Origin of the sequence: Streptomyces sp. SID8352 (assembly GCF_009862265.1) — a bacterium.
Taxonomy (GTDB): domain Bacteria; phylum Actinomycetota; class Actinomycetes; order Streptomycetales; family Streptomycetaceae; genus Streptomyces.
In genome coordinates, this window is record NZ_WWGX01000022.1 from 400,585 (window position 1) to 418,402 (window position 17,818).

The 17,818-nt window shown below is 74.6% G+C and carries 9 protein-coding genes; 4 read left to right on the forward strand and 5 right to left on the reverse strand.

What is annotated here, in order from left to right; translation table 11 throughout:
* Positions 1–1,157: 1,157 nt before the first annotated feature.
* Positions 1,158–1,652 carry a hotdog fold thioesterase gene (locus tag GTY84_RS07105; RefSeq protein WP_161225235.1) on the reverse strand — a complete coding sequence of 165 codons (495 nt, stop codon included), beginning with the start codon at positions 1,650–1,652 and terminating at the stop codon, positions 1,158–1,160.
* 69 nt (positions 1,653–1,721) lie between these two features.
* Positions 1,722–4,001, reverse strand: a complete 2,280-nt coding sequence (locus GTY84_RS07110; protein WP_161225236.1) for an FdhF/YdeP family oxidoreductase — start codon at positions 3,999–4,001, stop codon at positions 1,722–1,724.
* Positions 4,002–4,296: 295 nt separating this feature from the next.
* On the opposite strand from GTY84_RS07110, the gene polA reads away from it, so the two are divergent.
* On the forward strand, positions 4,297–7,023 hold the full coding sequence (gene polA, locus GTY84_RS07115) for a DNA polymerase I (RefSeq protein ID WP_161225237.1): 2,727 nt from the start codon (positions 4,297–4,299) through the stop codon (positions 7,021–7,023).
* Positions 7,024–8,008: 985 nt separating this feature from the next.
* Here polA and GTY84_RS07120 read toward each other — a convergent pair.
* Positions 8,009–8,983: a DUF4184 family protein gene (locus tag GTY84_RS07120; protein WP_161225238.1), complete on the reverse strand. Its 975-nt coding sequence runs from the start codon at positions 8,981–8,983 to the stop codon at positions 8,009–8,011.
* A gap of 267 nt (positions 8,984–9,250) precedes the next feature.
* Between GTY84_RS07120 and GTY84_RS07125 the strand changes: the two genes are divergently transcribed.
* Positions 9,251–11,191 (forward strand): lytic transglycosylase domain-containing protein, encoded by a 1,941-nt coding sequence (locus GTY84_RS07125; RefSeq protein ID WP_161225239.1) that lies wholly within the window; start codon positions 9,251–9,253, stop codon positions 11,189–11,191.
* 10 nt (positions 11,192–11,201) lie between these two features.
* On the opposite strand, the gene GTY84_RS07130 is transcribed toward GTY84_RS07125, so the two are convergent.
* Both GTY84_RS07130 and GTY84_RS07135 read right to left on the reverse strand, forming a co-directional pair.
* Positions 11,202–13,952 (reverse strand): ATP-dependent helicase C-terminal domain-containing protein, encoded by a 2,751-nt coding sequence (locus tag GTY84_RS07130; protein ID WP_161225240.1) that lies wholly within the window; start codon positions 13,950–13,952, stop codon positions 11,202–11,204.
* 42 nt (positions 13,953–13,994) lie between these two features.
* Positions 13,995–14,792 (reverse strand): class I SAM-dependent methyltransferase, encoded by a 798-nt coding sequence (locus GTY84_RS07135; protein WP_202549998.1) that lies wholly within the window; start codon positions 14,790–14,792, stop codon positions 13,995–13,997.
* A gap of 398 nt (positions 14,793–15,190) precedes the next feature.
* On the opposite strand from GTY84_RS07135, the gene rpsA reads away from it, so the two are divergent.
* Entirely contained in the window at positions 15,191–16,684 is a 1,494-nt protein-coding gene (gene rpsA, locus GTY84_RS07140; protein ID WP_161225241.1) for a 30S ribosomal protein S1, read from the forward strand.
* Positions 16,685–16,870: 186 nt separating this feature from the next.
* Entirely contained in the window at positions 16,871–17,809 is a 939-nt protein-coding gene (locus tag GTY84_RS07145; RefSeq protein WP_161225242.1) for a PAC2 family protein, read from the forward strand.
* The last annotated feature ends 9 nt before the right edge of the window (positions 17,810–17,818 follow it).

The window sequence follows — 17,818 nt, forward strand, 5'->3', positions numbered from 1 at the left end:
ACTGGCCGTGACTCTAGGCGGGTGCGGGGAATGTGGAGGAGGGTCTGACTGATGATGTGACTCTCTTGTTATGACACGCGGTAATGCAGAGCGGTGTCAGTGGGGAAGAAGGGCGGAATTCAGGCCGATTCGCCCTGTCCGCATCGTGAGAACCCGCAGGAACGACGGGGCTTGTTCAGGCGTATGAGCCGTTTTGGTGATTACCGGAAAACGTTGCCAGGGGCGACTGGTGGGGCCTATGGGGGGAGGTTGGACATAGCTCCGGGGCGGCCGGAAATCATGCATGTGCATTGTGTGTGCATTACACAGCGTTACGCCCAAGAAGGGGAGTCCGGGGTTCCGTGGTGCTTTTTCATATTCCGTGATCCGCGGTGTGGCAATGATCTTGTGCAGGGAATGCGGCTTTGTCGGGAAAGGTTCCCCGGCGGTGGAGTAACCCGGCGGCGGGTGGCTCCCGCAGGCGCGTGACCGGTCGTTTCCCGCCGTTCGCGGACGGGTGCGGAGACCGTCGGCGGTGGTGCCGGAGCGCCTGCGGGAGCCATTGGCGCCCGCTCAGGAAAAAGGCCGGTTCCGGCCCCTGACGGTGGCTAGGAAGCGGTGGGGTGTGCAAGGGGGCGGGTCGGGGTGGCCAGGGGGGTGCGTGGGGAGGCCGGGGGGGGGCTCAACCGCGCCGGTTCGGGCAGGTTGACTCGCCGGCGGCCTCGGCGGCCTCGGCGGCCTCGGCGGCCCCGCACGGAGGTCGGCGGGACGACACGGGGAGGTGCCGTCCCGGTGCCGTGGGCGGTGCGACCGGGGCGGGGGCGGCGGCCCGGGGCGCGCGGAGCCGGAAGGCGCGGGGCGGCTGCTGACGGGTCGCGGGTCGCCCGGCGCGCCCCGGCATCGCGGCCCCGGCCCGGGGGAGCGGCCCCGGCCGGTGGGGGAGTGCCGGGTGGCAGAGGGCCCGCGTGGGCCGCGGAGCCCGGCCGTGGCGATCCTCGGGGCGTCCGGAGCGCGCGGCGGACGGAGGGGGAGCACCGGCCGGCCGGGAAATGCCGGCCTGTGGGAAGCGACGCCGATGGGGAGGGGGAAGGACCGGCCGGCGGGGCGGCCGTGGGGGCCCCGGCCGTGGGGAGGGGGCCGGTGGGGGCGCCGTCAGGGGCGCCCGCCGCCGGCTCCGCTCAGGCCGTGCCGCCGCCGGGCCGCGCCGCGTCCGCGGGGACGGCCGACTCCCGCAGCAGACAGGTCAGCCGGGCGCTGCACACCCGCCGGCCGCTCTCGTCGCTGATCACGATCTCGTACGTCGCCGTCGTGCGGCCCCGGTGCACCGGCGTGGCCACACCGGTGACCGTCCCGGAGCGGACCCCGCGGTGGTGGGTGCAGTTCAGGTCGACACCGACGGCGATCCGCGTGCTGCCGCCGTGCAGCATCGCGCCGACCGAGCCCAGCGTCTCCGCCAGGACCGCCGAGGCGCCGCCGTGCAGCAGCCCGTACGGCTGGGTGTTGCCCTCCACCGGCATCGTGCCGACCACGCGGTCCGCCGACGCCTCCAGCAGTTCGACGCCCATCCGCTTGCCGAGCGCCCCGGCGGAGAACAGGGCGGGCAGGTCGATGCCGAGCGCGGCGTACTCGTCGAGGACTTCCCGGGGGAACGTGACCCGCTGCTGCTCGCCCATGGGCCGGACTCCGTTCTTCGTGATCGGTGGTGCGGCGCGGCCTGCGCGCCGCACGGGCTGAGCGAACGCTCAGCCGGTCGCCGATTGTTCCAGACGGACCACCACCGACTTGCTGGCCGGGGTGTTGCTGGTGTCCGCCGTGGCGTCCAGCGGCACCAGCACGTTCGTCTCCGGGTAGTACGCCGCCGCGCAGCCCCGGGCCGTCGGGTAGTGCACCACGCGGAAGCCCGGGGCCCGCCGCTCCACCCCGTCCGGCCACTCCCCGACCAGATCGACGTACGAGCCGTCCGCGACCCCGAGCCGCCCGGCGTCCTCCGGGTTCACCAGGACGACCCGGCGCCCGTTGCGGATGCCCCGGTAGCGGTCGTCCAGGCCGTAGATCGTGGTGTTGTACTGGTCGTGCGAACGGAGCGTCTGGAGCAGCAGCCGCCCCTCGGGCAGCCTCGGGTACTCCACCGGCGCGGCGGTGAAGTTCGCCCGCCCGGTCGCCGTCGGGAAGCGGCGCTCGTCGCGCGGCGCGTGCGGCAGCGCGAAGCCGCCGGGGCGGGCCACCCGCGCGTTGAAGTCCTCGAAGCCGGGCACCACGCGCGCGATGCGGTCGCGGACGGTCCCGTAGTCCCGCTCGAACTCCTCCCACGGCACCCTGCTGCGCCCGCCGAGCACCCGCCGCGCCAGGCGGCACACGATCGCCGGTTCGGAGAGCAGATGGGGGCTCGCGGGCTCCAGCCGGCCGCGCGAGGCGTGCACCATGCCCATCGAGTCCTCGACCGTCACGAACTGCTCGCCGCCCGCCTGCACGTCGCGCTCGGTGCGGCCGAGCGTCGGCAGGATGAGCGCCCGCGCGCCGGTGACCGCGTGCGAGCGATTCAGCTTCGTCGACACGTGCACCGTCAGCCGCGCGCGCCGCACGGCCGCCTCGGTGACCTCCGTGTCGGGGGAGGCGGAGACGAAGTTGCCGCCCATGGCGAAGAACACCTTGGCGTCGCCGTCGCGCAGCGCCCGGATGGCCCGGACGACGTCGTACCCGTGCTCGCGCGGCGGGGCGAAGCCGAACTCCTTCTCCAGGGCGTCCAGGAAGGCGGGCGCGGGGCGCTCGAAGATGCCCATGGTGCGGTCGCCCTGCACGTTGGAGTGGCCGCGCACCGGGCACACCCCGGCGCCGGGGCGGCCGATGTTGCCGCGCAGCAGCAGGAAGTTGACGATCTCGCGGATGGTGGGCACCGAGTGCTTGTGCTGGGTCAGCCCCATCGCCCAGCACACGATGATCCGCTCGGAGCCGAGCACCAGGCGCAGCGCCTCCTCGATGTCCGCGCGGGTGAGACCCGTCGCGGCGAGCGTCTCCTCCCAGTCGGCCTCCCGAGCGGTCCGGGCGAACTCCTCGTAGCCGTGGGTGTGTTCCCGGACGAACTCCTCGTCGACCGCGCCCGGCGTCTCCAGGACCAGCCGGTTGAGGAGCCGGAACAGCGCCTGGTCGCCGCCGAGCCGGATCTGCAGGAACAGGTCGGTCAGCGCGGTCCCCCGGGTGAGCCCCTTCGGGGTCTGCGGGTTGCGGAACCGCTCCATGCCCGCCTCGGGCAGCGGGTTGACGCTGACGATCCGCGCCCCGTTCGCCTTGGCCCGCTCCAGCGCGGAGAGCATCCGCGGGTGGTTGGTGCCCGGGTTCTGCCCGGCCACGATGATCAGGTCGGCCCGGTGGAGGTCCTCCAGCAGGACGCTGCCCTTGCCGACGCCGAGGGTCTCGGTCAGCGCCGAGCCGGACGACTCGTGGCACAGGTTCGAGCAGTCCGGCAGGTTGTTGGTGCCCAGCTCGCGGGCGAAGAGCTGGTAGAGGAAGGCCGCCTCGTTGCTGGTGCGCCCGGAGGTGTAGAAGAGGGCCTCGTCGGGGGAGGAGAGGGCGCCGAGCTCCTCGGCGACGATCCCGAAGGCACGCTCCCAGGTCACCGGCTCGTAGTGCTCGCCGCCCTCCGGGAGGTACACCGGGTGGGTGAGCCGCCCCTGCTGGCCCAGCCAGTAGCCGCTGCGGGTCGCGAGGTCGGCCACGGGGTGCGCGGCGAAGAACTCGGGGGTGACCCGGCGCAGGGTGGCCTCCTCGGCCACCGCCTTCGCGCCGTTCTCGCAGAACTCCGCCGTGTGCCGGTGCTCCGGGTCGGGCCAGGCGCACCCCGGGCAGTCGAAACCGTTCTCCTGGTTGACGCTCAGCAGGGTCAGCGCGGTGCGCCGCACGCCCATCTGCCGCTGCGCGGCGCGCAGGGTGTGGGCGACGGCGGGGATTCCCGCCGCCGCGTGCTTCGGTCCGGTGACCGTCGGCGCGTCCTGGACCGGATCACTCGCGGGCGGCTTCCTGGCCATCGCGCACTCCCCTTCGCGTCCCGTGCGGGCCTCGTATCCGTCGTACGGGCCGTGTCAGCGATCCTCGCACGCCCCGCCGACATCCGGGCCCTCCGGGACCGGGGGCCGGGGCCCTGCGGGGACACGGCAGAGGCGCGGCCGGCGCGGCGGGGCGCGGCGGGGCTGCGAAGAGGCTGCGCTGGGGCGGGCCGCCGGACCCGGAGGGGAGCGGCCGGGGAGCCCGGCGGCGCGGTCCGGCGGCGCGGCAGGGCGTGGGCGGGACCGGGTGTCAGTGGTTCGTGGCAGGATCGGGGGCGTGGCAGAGACAGCATCGAAGAAGACCGACCAGACCCCCGGCGGCAGCCGCCCGCGCCTGATGCTCATGGACGGGCACTCGCTGGCGTACCGCGCGTTCTTCGCGCTGCCCGTGGAGAACTTCACCACCGCGACGGGCCAGCCGACCAACGCGATCTACGGTTTCGCGTCGATGCTGGCCAACACGCTGCGCGACGAGGCGCCCACGCACTTCGCGGTGGCCTTCGACGTCTCCCGCAGGACCTGGCGCTCCGAGGAGTTCACCGAGTACAAGGCGAACCGCTCCAAGACCCCGGACGAGTTCAAGGGCCAGGTGGAGCTGATCGGCGAGCTGCTCGACGTGATGCACGTGCCCCGGTTCGCCGTGGAGGGCTTCGAGGCCGACGACGTCATCGCCACCCTCGCCACCGAGGCCGAGGCCGAGGGCTTCGACGTGTTGATCGTCACCGGCGACCGGGACTCCTTCCAACTGGTCAGCGAGCACACCACGGTGCTCTACCCGACCAAGGGCGTCTCCGAGCTGACCCGGTTCACCCCGGAGAAGGTCGTCGAGAAGTACGGACTGACCCCCGCCCAGTACCCCGACTTCGCCGCCCTGCGCGGCGACCCGTCCGACAACCTCCCGGGCATCCCCGGCGTCGGCCCGAAGACCGCCACCAAGTGGATCAACGAGTTCGGCTCCTTCGCCGAGCTGGTCGAGCGCGCCGACGAGATCAAGGGCAAGGCCGGGCAGAACCTCCGCGACCACCTGGAGTCCGTCAAGCTCAACCGCCGGCTCACCGAGCTGGAGCGCCGGGTGGAGCTGCCCCGGCGGGTCACCGAGCTGGAGCGCCCCGCGTACGACCGCAAGGGCGTCGCGATGATCCTGGACACCCTGGAGATCCGCAATCCCTCCCTGCGCGAGCGGCTGTTCGCCGTCGACCCCGGCTCCGAGGAGGCCGAGGCCGCACCGGTCGTCACGGACGGCGTGGAGCTGGACGGCACCGTGCTGGCCACCGGCGAGCTGGCCGGCTGGCTCGCCGGGCGCGGAGCCGGGCCGCTCGGCGTCGCCACCGTCGCGACCTGGGCGCTCGGCACCGGCTCGGTCGCCGAGGTGGCGCTGGCCGCGGCCGACGGCACCGCCGCGTGGTTCGACCCGGCCCAGCTGGACGAGGCGGACGAGACGGCGTTCGCGGGCTGGCTGGCCGACGCCTCCCGGCCCAAGGTCCTCCACAACGCCAAGGGCGCCATGCGGGTCTTCGCCGAGCACGGCTGGTCGGTCGAGGGCGTCTCCATGGACACCGCGCTCGCCGCCTACCTCGTGAAGCCGGGCCGCCGCTCCTTCGACCTGGACGCGCTCTCCCTGGAGTACCTGCACCGCGAACTGGCCCCGGCCGCCGCGGCCGACGGCCAGCTCGCCTTCGGCACGGACGAGGGCGCCGAGGCCGAGGCGCTGATGGTGCAGGCCCGCGCCGTCCTCGATCTGGGCGAGGCGTTCGGGGACCGGCTGGCCGAGGTCGGCGCCGCCGACCTGCTGCGCGACGTGGAGCTGCCGACCTCCGCCCTGCTGGCCCGCATGGAGCGGCACGGCATCGCGGCCGACCCGGAGCACCTCCGGGCCATGGAGCAGATGTTCGCGGGCGCGGTGCAGCAGGCGGTGAAGGAGGCGCACGCGGCGGCCGGCCGCGAGTTCAACCTCGGCTCGCCCAAGCAGCTCCAGGAGGTCCTCTTCGGCGAGCTGAACCTGCCCAAGACCAAGAAGACCAAGACCGGTTACACCACCGACGCCGACGCGCTCGCCTGGCTGGCCACCCAGACGGAGAACGAGCTGCCGGTGATCATGCTCCGCCACCGGGAGCAGGCCAAGCTGCGCGTCACCGTCGAGGGCCTGATCAAGACGGTCGCCGCGGACGGCCGTATCCACACGACCTTCAACCAGACGGTCGCGGCCACCGGCCGGCTCTCCTCCACCGACCCGAACCTGCAGAACATCCCGGTCCGCACCGACGAGGGCCGGGCGATCCGGCGCGGCTTCGTCGTCGGCGAGGGGTTCGAGTCCCTGATGACGGCCGACTACAGCCAGATCGAGCTGCGGGTGATGGCCCACCTCTCCGAGGACGCGGGCCTGATCGAGGCGTTCACCTCCGGCGAGGACCTGCACACCACGGCCGCCGCACAGGTGTTCTCCGTGGAGCGGTCCGCGGTCGACGCGGAGATGCGGCGCAAGATCAAGGCCATGTCGTACGGGCTGGCCTACGGGCTGTCGGCCTTCGGTCTCTCCCAGCAGCTCAACATCGAGGCGGCCGAGGCCCGCGGGCTCATGGACGCCTACTTCGAGCGGTTCGGCGGCGTACGGGACTATCTCCACCGGGTGGTGGAGGAGGCGCGGGCGACGGGCTACACGGCGACGCTGTTCGGCCGCCGCCGGTATCTTCCCGACCTCAACAGCGACAACCGCCAGCGCCGGGAGGCGGCCGAGCGGATGGCGCTCAACGCCCCGATCCAGGGCACGGCGGCCGACATCGTCAAGATCGCCATGCTCCGGGTGGACCGGGCGCTGCGCGAGGCCGGGCTCACCTCCCGGATGCTGCTCCAGGTGCACGACGAAATCGTCCTGGAGATCGCCCCCGGGGAGAGCGCCGCGGTGGAGGAGATCATCCGCCGGGAGATGTCGACGGCGGTGGACCTGCGGGTGCCGCTGGGCGTCTCGGTCGGCTCGGGCCCGGACTGGGAGTCGGCGGCCCACTGACGGCGGACGTGTCCCGGCCCCGCGCCGGAGGTCCTCCGCCCAGTCCGACCGCCCCCTGCGCGGGGGCGCCCGGCCGGGGTCGACGCGCGGCAGCGCCGCTCCCGGGGCCGGGTTCCGTGCCCGGGCGCTCACCGTACGGGCGCCCCTGTACGGGCGGCCCCGCGCGGACGGCACCGGTTCCGACGGTCCCGCGCGGACGGCTCCGGGGCGTGGGCCCGGCCGCCCGTCCCGGGGCGGGTGTCGCGGCGGGGACGGGCCGGGAGGCGCGTCACTCAGGTGGGGGCCGTGGGAAGGACGGCCGGAGAGGGGGCCGTGAGGATGGCGGGCATGGGTATACGCATGCTCCACCACCGGACGAACCCGGCACGGGCAGGCACACAGCGACCCGCCCGGGTGCTCCTCCCACCGGCTCCGGTCCTCGCCCCCGACGCGAGCACCCTCCGCGTCCCCACCACCCTCCTGGACACCCCCCGCCGCACGGCGGCCGTTCTGCGGCGGCGGCTCGCCCGCAGTGTTCCGGCGGCCGTCGTCCCGCGTGAACCCCCTGCCCCGAGGTCCGGGAGCGGGCCGGTCCGGGGCGGTCTGGCCGGCGTCCTCGCCCTGGTGCCGCGCCTGCGGTCCGACCGCCGCGGCCGGGGCCTGTCCGACGATTGCCGTCGTCGCCCGTAGGGCGGCCGCGCGGTGTCAGGTGCGCGCTGTCGGCGCGCCTGCCCCGGGCCTTCGCATGCGGACGTACTCGGTGCCGGGGGTGGTGCGGCGGGAGTGCGCGCACGGCGTCGTGAGGGGGACGGGAATGGTCGGACATGCCTGAGACCCCTTCTCCGGAGCGTGCCTTCGGGCGTTGCCGTCCGGGGCACCTCCGCGGAGGTGCCCCGGACGTCGGCACACCGCACCGGTGCGCCGCCACCGTGGGAGGTCACGCGCCGGACGCCTTCCGGCCCGGCCTCGGCCGGGCGAGGGGCCGAGGACGGGACCCGGCGCCGTCTCAGCGCGTCACCCGCCGCCCCCGCGAGGCGTCCGGGCCCGCGCCCGTTCCCGTGTCGCCGTCCGTCCTCGTGCCCGGACCGGCGTCCGCCCCCGTGCCGCCGTCCGCTCCCCCGCACGGGCCCGCGCCCGCCCCCGCGTCGCCGTCCGCTTCCGGTCCCGCCGTACCGCCGGGTGCCCGGACCGGGCGCCACGTCCTGGCCGCCATCGCGTACAGCGGCAGGGCGAGCAGCAGCCCCGCCCCGGCGCCGAAGCACACCGTCGGGATCAGCTCCCACGGTTTCGCGACCGCTCCCCAGTACGCCCACCACCGCACCGCCCGCACCACCGCACCGGTCGCCGCGCAGCCGCCGAACAGGGCCAGGGCCCACCAACGGTCCCGCGCCGACAGCGAAGGCACGGCCGGCCGGGGGAGGTCCGGCATCCCCCGCAGCGCCCGGAGCAGGAACAGCGCGATCACCACCGCCGCCACCGCCGAACCGCCGTACTGGAGGTACCAGTAGAGCGGCGACCCCGCGAACTCCCGCTCCAGGACCGGGAACATCCGCGCGCCCCACCGGCTGTGATGCGTGAAGGCGTCCCACACCACATGGGTGAGCGCGCCGAGCACCGCCGAGGCGTACCACCGGGCCACCAGGGACGGCCGGGGCCGCGCCCGGGGCGCCCCGCAGCGCAGCAGCGCGGCCGGCCGCCCCTGACGGCCCGCCGGAAGCAGGGCCACCAGCGGCTCACGCACCGTCAGCCACAGCCCCACCAGCGTCCAGGCGACGAGCACGTCCAGGGTCAGGACGCCCGGGAAGGAGTGCGTGACCCGCCCGAACTCCATCGCCCCGGGGACCAGACTCGCCGCGTAGTAGGTCATGTCGGGCGCGAACGAACCCGCCACGAGGACCGACGGCACCAGCCGTCCCCGCCCGGTCCCGTCCCCGCGCACGGCGGGCAGGACGGCGGCGGCATGGCTTGCGGTGAACGGCAACGGAGCTCCTCGCGTGGTCAATCGGTGAAAATCGGGCGGGTACCGGTGCCCGCTCACAGCAAGGTGCCGTAGGGTCGCCAGCGGCACCGTACCGGTCGAACAGACGATCAACGCCCGGGGAGGGATTCGGTGCGTCCCCCGAGCGCTCGTCCGTCACCGCGGGGCGAGTGCCGGCGTACCGCCCCGACCGGGCGGGCACGACAGCGGAAGACGACGGGCACGGACGGACGACGACGCGCACGAGCGTTCAGGGGAGGGGTTCACTCTATGGCGGCGCACTTCGACAGGAGACTCCGCAAGGCGGCGGTCACCACCACCGTGGCGGCACTCGCCGTCGCGGCCCTGTCCGCCTCCCAGGCTCCCGACGTGACGGTCGACGCCCAGGGCAGACGGACCTCGTCGGACAGCGCCACCGCGTCCGACGCGCCCCCCGCCGACCAGAGCGCCACCGGCAACTCGCCGTACCACACCGACCTTCCGCCGCTGAACAGCCCGAGTCCCGCGCCGTCCCCCACCATCGGCGGCACGCCCGTCGTCCAGGGCCCCGCCGAGGAGGGCATCCCCGCCACCGTCCTCGACGCCTACCGCAGGGCCGAGGCCGAACTGCGCCGCACCAAGCCCGGCTGCAACCTGCCCTGGCAACTCCTGGCCGCCATCGGCAAGGTGGAGTCGGGCCACGCCCGGGGCGGACGGGTCGGCGCCGACGGCACCACCACCAGCCCCATCATCGGCCCCCAGCTCGACGGCAACGGCTTCGCGCTCATCAAGGACACCGACAACGGTCTGTACGACGGCAACAGCGCCTACGACAACGCCGTCGGCCCCATGCAGTTCATCCCGTCCACCTGGGCGTGGGCGGGCCGCGACGGCAACGGCGACGGACGCGCGGACCCGAACAACGTCTACGACGCGGCCCTCTCGGCCGGCGGCTACCTCTGCCGCAACGGCTGGGACCTCGACGTTCCGGCCCACCTCAAGCGCGCGATCCTCAGCTACAACAACTCGCAGGACTACCTGCACACCGTCCTGTCCTGGCTGGACTACTACCGCAGGGGAAGCCACTCGGTCCCGGACGGCACCGGCACACTGCCCGTGGGCCGCAGCGACGACCCGTCCCCGGTGGTCCCGCCGTCGATCCCGCCCGGCGGCCCCACCGGTCCCGGCACGCCCTCGCCCGGCACGGGCACCGGCACGCCCACCGAGCCCACCGAGCCGACCGAGCCGACCGACCCGACGAAGCCGACCGACCCGACGAAGCCGACCGAACCGGGCAAGCCCGCCGAGCCCAAGCCGCCCGCGCCGACGCCGCCCCCGCCCGGCACGAAGCCGACGCCCACCGACACGGTGGACCACCTGGAGAAGACCGGCACCGAGCCGCTCACCGCGACCGCCGGGGAGACCTTCGCCCAGCGGGCCGCCGCCCGCGCGGAGACCGACGAGGGCAGGGGCGTCGCCAAGGTCCGGGTCCGCTTCACCATCCGGGGCGACACCGACACCGTCTTCACCGGCGGGGAACGCGTCGCCACCGTCCTCACCGACCGCTCCGGCGTGGCCACCGCCCCCGCCCTGGTCGCGGGCGAGCGGACCGGCGCGTTCACCGTCCGCGCCACCGTCGTCGGCCGCGCCGTCCCCGGCCTCGGCTACCGGGCCACCGTCACCGAGCGCGTCGCCGACGCCCTCGCCCGCACCGGCGACGGCACCGCCCCGGTCTGCGCGGCCGGCGGCACCTTCGCGGACCCGATCGGGGTCAGGGCAACCCTCAAGGGCGCCGCCGCGAGCGGGGTCGCCGTCACCGCCACCCTGGTGCGGTCGGCGACCGACCCGGCCGAGAACGACAAGGGCCCCTACTTCGAGGGTGCCGACGGCGAACCCGTCCGCACCCTCACCCGACTCACCGACGCCAAGGGGCTGCTGACGCTGCCACGGCTGCACGCGGACGACACGGCCGGCGCCTACGTGCTGCGGCTGACCGCCCCGGGCGGCGCCACGCTCAACATCGGGCTCACCGTGACCCCCGCCGAGGAGGCCGAACCGTCCCCGAGCCCGTCCACGCCGTCCGGGGAGCCCTCGGCCGGGACCTCGCCGAGCCCCTCCGCCACGGCGCCCGCCGCCACCCCGTCCGGATCCGCCACCCCGTCGGGATCCGGGTCCGCGTCGGCGTCCGGCACCCCGTCCACCGGTTCGCCCTCGCCCGGCGCCGCGAAGTAGCCCCCGTCCGTCACCGTCCGGGCCGCGCGTCGGTGCGGCGCGTCGGCTCGGCCGCGGCGGGGTCCTCGGGCCACGGATGCCGGGGATACCGGCCGCGCAGCTCCGCCCGCACGCCCCGGTAGCCGTCCCGCCAGAAGGAGGCCAGGTCGGCGGTGACGGCGGCGGGCCGCCCTGCGGGGGACAGCAGGTGCACCAGCAGCGGCACACCCGCCACCTCGGGCGAGCGGTCCAGCCCGAACATCTCCTGGAGCTTGACCGCGAGCACCGGCCGCTCGGGGTCGGCGTAGTCGATCCGGACGCGGGAGCCGCTGGGCACCGTGATCCGTTCCGGGGCCAGCTCGTCCAGCCGCCCCGCCTCCCCGGAGGCCCAGGGCAGCAGCCGCGCCAGCGCCTGCCCGGCGTCGATCCGCGCCAGGTCCGCCCGCCGCCGCGCCCGGCCCAGCTCGGGCTCCAGCCACTCGTCCGCGCGCGCCAGCAGCGCTTCGTCGGCGACGTCCGGCCAGGGCCCGCCGAGCCGCAGCCGCAGGAACGCCAGCCGCAGCCGCAGCGACCGCGCCCCGGCCGACCAGCGCAGCGGCTCCAGCCCCTCCCGGCGCAGCCCCTCCAGCAACGCCTCCCGCACGAGGTCCGGGGCGGCGTCCCGCAGCGGCCGCACCGCCAGTTCGACGGCGCCCAGCCGCTCCACCCTCCGGGCCACGACGTCGCCGTCGGCCCAGCGCACCTCGTCCCGCGTCTCCCGCAGCGCGCCCGCCGCCCGCACGGCCGTCGCCTCGTCGACGGCCGCCGCGAGCCGCACCCGCGCGTGCCCCCGCCCGACGGGCCGGTCGGCCACCGCCACCGCGATCCACGGCGCCCCGCGCAGCGCCGACCCCTCCGGCAGCTCCGCGCGGGTGCCGGAGACCATGAGGTACGACCCTCCGTCCAGCCTCGCCACCCGCTCCGGATACGCCAGCGCGGCCACCCGGCCGACCAGCGCCTCCTCGGAACCGCGCGCCGCCCCGCCCCCGCCGCCGGCCGCACCTCCCCGGTCCGCCGACCCGGGGCCTCCGGTGCTCCGCCGGACGCGGTCCGCCGGCTCATGCCGCCCCGTGGTCCGGGTGCCGCCCGCGCTCCCGCGCCGCCCGGCGGCGGCCGTGCCACGAGCGCCTTCCGTTCCGCGCCCGCCGCCGGCCGATCCGTGCCCGTCCGTGCCACCGTGCCCGGGGTCCGCCGCCGCGCCCCGGTCCCCGCCCCCGCGTCCGCCCGCGCCCCCGCTCCCGTCGTCCGCCGCGGCGGCGCGCAGCCGCCGTGCCTCCCGGCGCCAGCGCGCCCCGTACGCGTCGCCGCCGCGCCGGGCGGTGCGCAGCGCGGTCACCAGATCGTCCCCGTACTCGCGCGGGGCCTCCTCGCTGAGCAGCGCCACCACCTCCGCGACGGCGTCCCCCGCGTCCCCGCCGCCCGCGTCCAGCAGCGCCCGGCCCAGCCGGGGGTGCACCCCCAGACGCGTCATGCGCGCGCCCCGCTCCGTGGCGCGGCCCGCCCGGTCGACCGCGCCGACTGCCGTCAGGACCGCCCGCGCCGCCGCCATCGCCCCGCCCGGCGGCGCGTCCAGCAGGGCCAGCCCCGACGCGTCCGGGTCGCCCCAGCAGGCCGCCTGGAGCGCGAAGGCCGTCAGATCGGCCACCTTGATCTCCGGCGCCGGGAACCCCGGCAGCCGCGCGTCCTCCGCCTCCGCCCAGCAGCGGTACACCGCCCCCGGCGCCTCCCGCCCCGCCCGGCCGGCCCGCTGCCGGGCCGACGCCCGCGAGGCGCGCACCGTCGTCAGCGCGCTCAGCCCCCGCGCGTGGTCCACCCGGGGTTCGCGCGCCAGCCCCGCGTCCACCACCACCCGCACCCCCGGCACCGTCAGCGACGACTCGGCCACCGACGTCGCCAGCACCACCCGGCGCCGCGCCCCGGGCGCGAGCACCGCGTCCTGCACCGCGGCGGGCGCCCGCCCGTGCACCTGGAGCACCTCCGGGCCGGCGTCCCCGAGCAGCCCGGCGACCCGGGCGATCTCCCCGACACCGGGCAGGAAGCACAGCACGTCCCCGTCCCGCTCGGCCAGCGCCCGCCGCACCACCGCGGCCACGTGCGCGAGCAGCGCCGGGTCCACCCGCGTCCCGTGCGGCGGGCGCACCGGCCGGACCGGCGGCGCCCACACCACCTCGACCGGGTACGACACGCCCGGCGCCGCGACCACCGGGGCCCCGCCCAGCAGCTCCGACCAGCCCTCCGCGTCCGTCGTCGCCGACGCCGCCACCAGTCGCAGCCCGGGCCGCAGGGCCTGCCGCACGTCCCAGAGGAACGCCGCCGCGGTGTCCGCGTCCAGATGACGCTCGTGGCACTCGTCCAGCACCACCACGTCGGTGCCGGCCAGCTCCTGGTCCCGCTGGAGCCGCTGGAGCAGCACGCCCGTGGTGACGACCTCCACCCGGGTGTTCCGCCCGGTCACCCGCTCGCCGCGGACCGTGTGGCCGACGAGCCCGCCGGGCCGCTCGCCCAGCAGCCACGCCATCCGCCGGGACGCCGCCCGCGCCGCGATCCGCCGCGGCTCCGCCACGACCACCCGTCGCGCCGGCCCTCCGTCCAGCAGGCCCGCGAGCGCCAGCGGCACCAGGGTCGTCTTGCCGGTGCCCGGCGGCGCCACCAGCACCGCGCAGCCGTGCCCCGCCAGGGCCTCGTGCAGGGCGGGCAGGGCATCGCGGACGGGCAGGGAGGCCAGGGCGTCGTCACGGATCACGGACCCAGTGTCGTCGACCCGGCCGGGCGCGGTCACCGCCGCTCAGTCGCGCTCGCACACGAAGATCGCCGTGCCCGGGATCAGCCCCCCGCGCAGCGGCGACCAGCCGCCCCACTCGGAGGTGTTCCAGTCCGGCCACTCCGGCTCCACCAGGTCCACCAGCCGGAACCCGGACGCCACCACGTCCCGGACCCGGTCGCCCAGCGTGCGGTGGTGCTCGACGTAGACCGCGCGGCCCGCCTCGTCCTGCTCGACGTAGGGCGTGCGGTCGAAGTAGGAGGAGGCCACCGACAGCCCCTCGGGGCCGGGCTCGTCCGGGAACGCCCAGCGCAGCGGGTGGGTCACCGAGAACACGAACCGGCCCCCGGGCCGCAGCACCCGGCGCACCTCCCGCAGCACCAGCCGGGGGTCGGCCACGAAGGGCAGCGCCCCGTACGCCGAGCAGGCCAGGTCGAAGGAGGCGTCGGCGAAGGGCAGCACCGCGGCGTCCGCGCAGACCAGCGGGAAGTCACCGCCGATGCGCAGGGAGTGCTGGAGCTGGCGGTGGGAGAGGTCCAGGGCCACCGGACGGGCGCCCCGGGCGGCCAGCCAGCGCGAGCACTGGCCCGCCCCGGCGCCGATCTCCAGGATGTCCCGCCCCTTCAACTCATCCGCGGGGCCGAGGAGTTCGGCCTCCACCTCGTCCAGTCCCTCGGGGCACCACACGAAGCGGTCGTCGCCGAGGAAGGTGCCGTGCTCGTTCTGGTACTCGTCCGCGTTGCGGTCCCACCAGCCGCGGTTGGCGCGGGCGCTCTCCGTGACCCCGGCGGCACGCCGGGTGGCCTCCGGTTCGTCGGACATGACGGGCTCTTGGATGACCGGCTCCCTCGTACTAATCTGCGGGCACTTCCGTGGTCCGTCCCCGGGGGCCGCGGGCCGGCGCGCACGGTGCGCGGAGGTGTCGCGGCGGCTCCGGGGGACGTTTTCGTGCCGGGTATGCGGCGAACCGCCCCGCGTGTGCGGCTTCGCGCATTGACCCTGCCCGGCTGCCCCCGTATGCTACAAGTTGCGCTGCGGGCCTGCGCACCTCAGACGTAGCAGGTCGCGCTCGCATCTGTTGTATGTCCCCTCGGTTGTCGAGGCGTCGCCAGTGGTTTCGGCTGACGCTTCCTTGGCTGTCCGGCTTCTTCAGAGCGAAACCGGCTCCCGGCGCAAGCAGTGCCTACGACTTCAATGTCCGTACCGGAGCCCTTTCCCACATGACGAGCAGCACCGAGACCACCGCCACCACCCCGCAGGTAGCGGTCAACGACATCGGTAACGAGGAAGCCTTCCTCGCCGCGATCGACGAGACGATCAAGTACTTCAACGACGGCGACATCGTCGACGGCGTCATCGTGAAGGTCGACCGGGACGAGGTCCTGCTCGACATCGGTTACAAGACCGAAGGTGTCATCCCGAGCCGCGAGCTCTCGATCAAGCACGACGTCGACCCCAACGAGGTCGTCGCCGTCGGTGACGAGATCGAGGCCCTTGTCCTCCAGAAGGAGGACAAGGAAGGCCGCCTGATCCTCTCGAAGAAGCGCGCGCAGTACGAGCGTGCCTGGGGCACCATCGAGAAGATCAAGGAAGAGGACGGCATCGTCACCGGTACCGTCATCGAGGTCGTCAAGGGTGGTCTCATCCTCGACATCGGCCTCCGCGGCTTCCTCCCGGCCTCCCTGGTCGAGATGCGCCGCGTCCGCGACCTCCAGCCCTACGTGGGCAAGGAGCTCGAGGCGAAGATCATCGAGCTGGACAAGAACCGCAACAACGTGGTCCTGTCCCGCCGTGCCTGGCTGGAGCAGACCCAGTCCGAGGTCCGCCAGACCTTCCTCACGACCCTCCAGAAGGGTCAGGTCCGCTCCGGCGTGGTCTCCTCGATCGTCAACTTCGGTGCCTTCGTGGACCTGGGTGGCGTCGACGGTCTGGTTCACGTCTCCGAGCTGTCCTGGAAGCACATCGACCACCCCTCCGAGGTCGTCGAGGTCGGCCAGGAGGTCACGGTCGAGGTCCTGGACGTCGACATGGACCGCGAGCGCGTCTCCCTGTCGCTGAAGGCGACCCAGGAAGACCCGTGGCAGCAGTTCGCCCGCACCCACCAGATCGGCCAGGTCGTCCCCGGCAAGGTCACGAAGCTGGTTCCGTTCGGCGCGTTCGTCCGTGTGGACGAGGGCATCGAGGGCCTGGTGCACATCTCCGAGCTGGCCGAGCGCCACGTGGAGATCCCCGAGCAGGTCGTCCAGGTCAACGACGAGATCTTCGTCAAGGTCATCGACATCGACCTGGAGCGCCGCCGGATCTCGCTGTCCCTCAAGCAGGCCAACGAGTCCTTCGGTGCCGACCCGTCGGCGGTCGAGTTCGACCCGACCCTGTACGGCATGGCCGCGTCCTACGACGACCAGGGCAACTACATCTACCCCGAGGGCTTCGACCCCGAGACCAACGACTGGCTCGAGGGCTACGAGAAGCAGCGCGAGGAGTGGGAGCGCCAGTACGCCGAGGCGCAGCAGCGCTTCGAGCAGCACCAGGCGCAGGTCATCAAGTCCCGCGAGGCGGACGCCCAGGCGGCTGCCGAGGGTGGCGAGGACGCCGCTCCGGCCGCTTCCGGCGGCGGTTCGTACTCCTCCGAGGGCGGCGACAACTCCGGCGCCCTGGCGTCGGACGAGGCGCTGGCCGCGCTGCGCGAGAAGCTGGCCGGCGGCCAGAGCTGATCACGCGCTGAGCAGGGGTTCCGCCCCGAGCGGTAGCTCATGACGGAGGGCCCGCATCCCCACCCGGGATGCGGGCCCTCCGGCGTTCCCGGAGCGGCGGCCAGGACATGATCATGGGAACGGACGGGAATGCCGGAACCGGTACCCGTGTTGTGGGTAGCGAACACGAGGAGGGGAGCGGTCACTGTGCTTGATCCGCAGGGTTTGTACGCATGGGAGCCGAAGGGCCTGGGCGTCGTCGACGTGGCCCTCGCCCAGGAGTCCGCCGGACTCGTCATGCTCTACCACTTCGACGGCTACATCGACGCCGGCGAGACGGGCGACCAAATCGTCGACCGGCTGCTCGACACGCTGCCCCATCAGGTCGTCGCCCGGTTCGACCACGACCGGCTCGTCGACTACCGCGCCCGCCGCCCGCTGCTCACCTTCCAGAAGGACGCCTGGACCGACTACGAGGAGCCCGCCATCGAGGTGCGGCTCGTCCAGGACGCCACCGGTGCGCCCTTCCTGCTGCTGTCCGGCCCCGAACCGGACGTCGAATGGGAGCGCTTCGCCGCCGCCGTCGGCCAGATCGTCGAGCGGCTCGGCGTGCGCCTCTCGGTGAACTTCCACGGCATCCCCATGGGCGTCCCGCACACCCGCCCCGTCGGCATCACTCCGCACGGCAACCGGACCGACCTCGTTCCGGGCCACCGCAGCCCCTTCGACGAGGCGCAGGTCCCGGGCAGCGCAGAGGGGCTGATCGAGTACCGGCTGGCGCAGGCCGGACACGAGGTCCTCGGGGTCGCCGCGCACGTTCCGCACTACATCGCCCGCTCCGCCTACCCGGACGCGGCGCTGACCGTGCTGGAGGCCATCACCGCCGCCACCGGGCTGGTGCTGCCCGGCGTCGCCCACTCCCTGCGCACCGACGCCCACCGCACCCAGACCGAGATCGACCGGCAGGTCCGGGAGGGCGACGAGGAGCTGACCGCGCTGGTCCAGGGCCTGGAGCACCAGTACGACGCCGCCGCAGGTGCCGAGACCCGCGGCAACATGCTCGCCGAGCCCGTCGAGATCCCGTCGGCGGACGAGATCGGCCGGGAGTTCGAGCGCTTCCTGGCCGAACGGGAGGGCGAGGGCTGATCCGCTAGG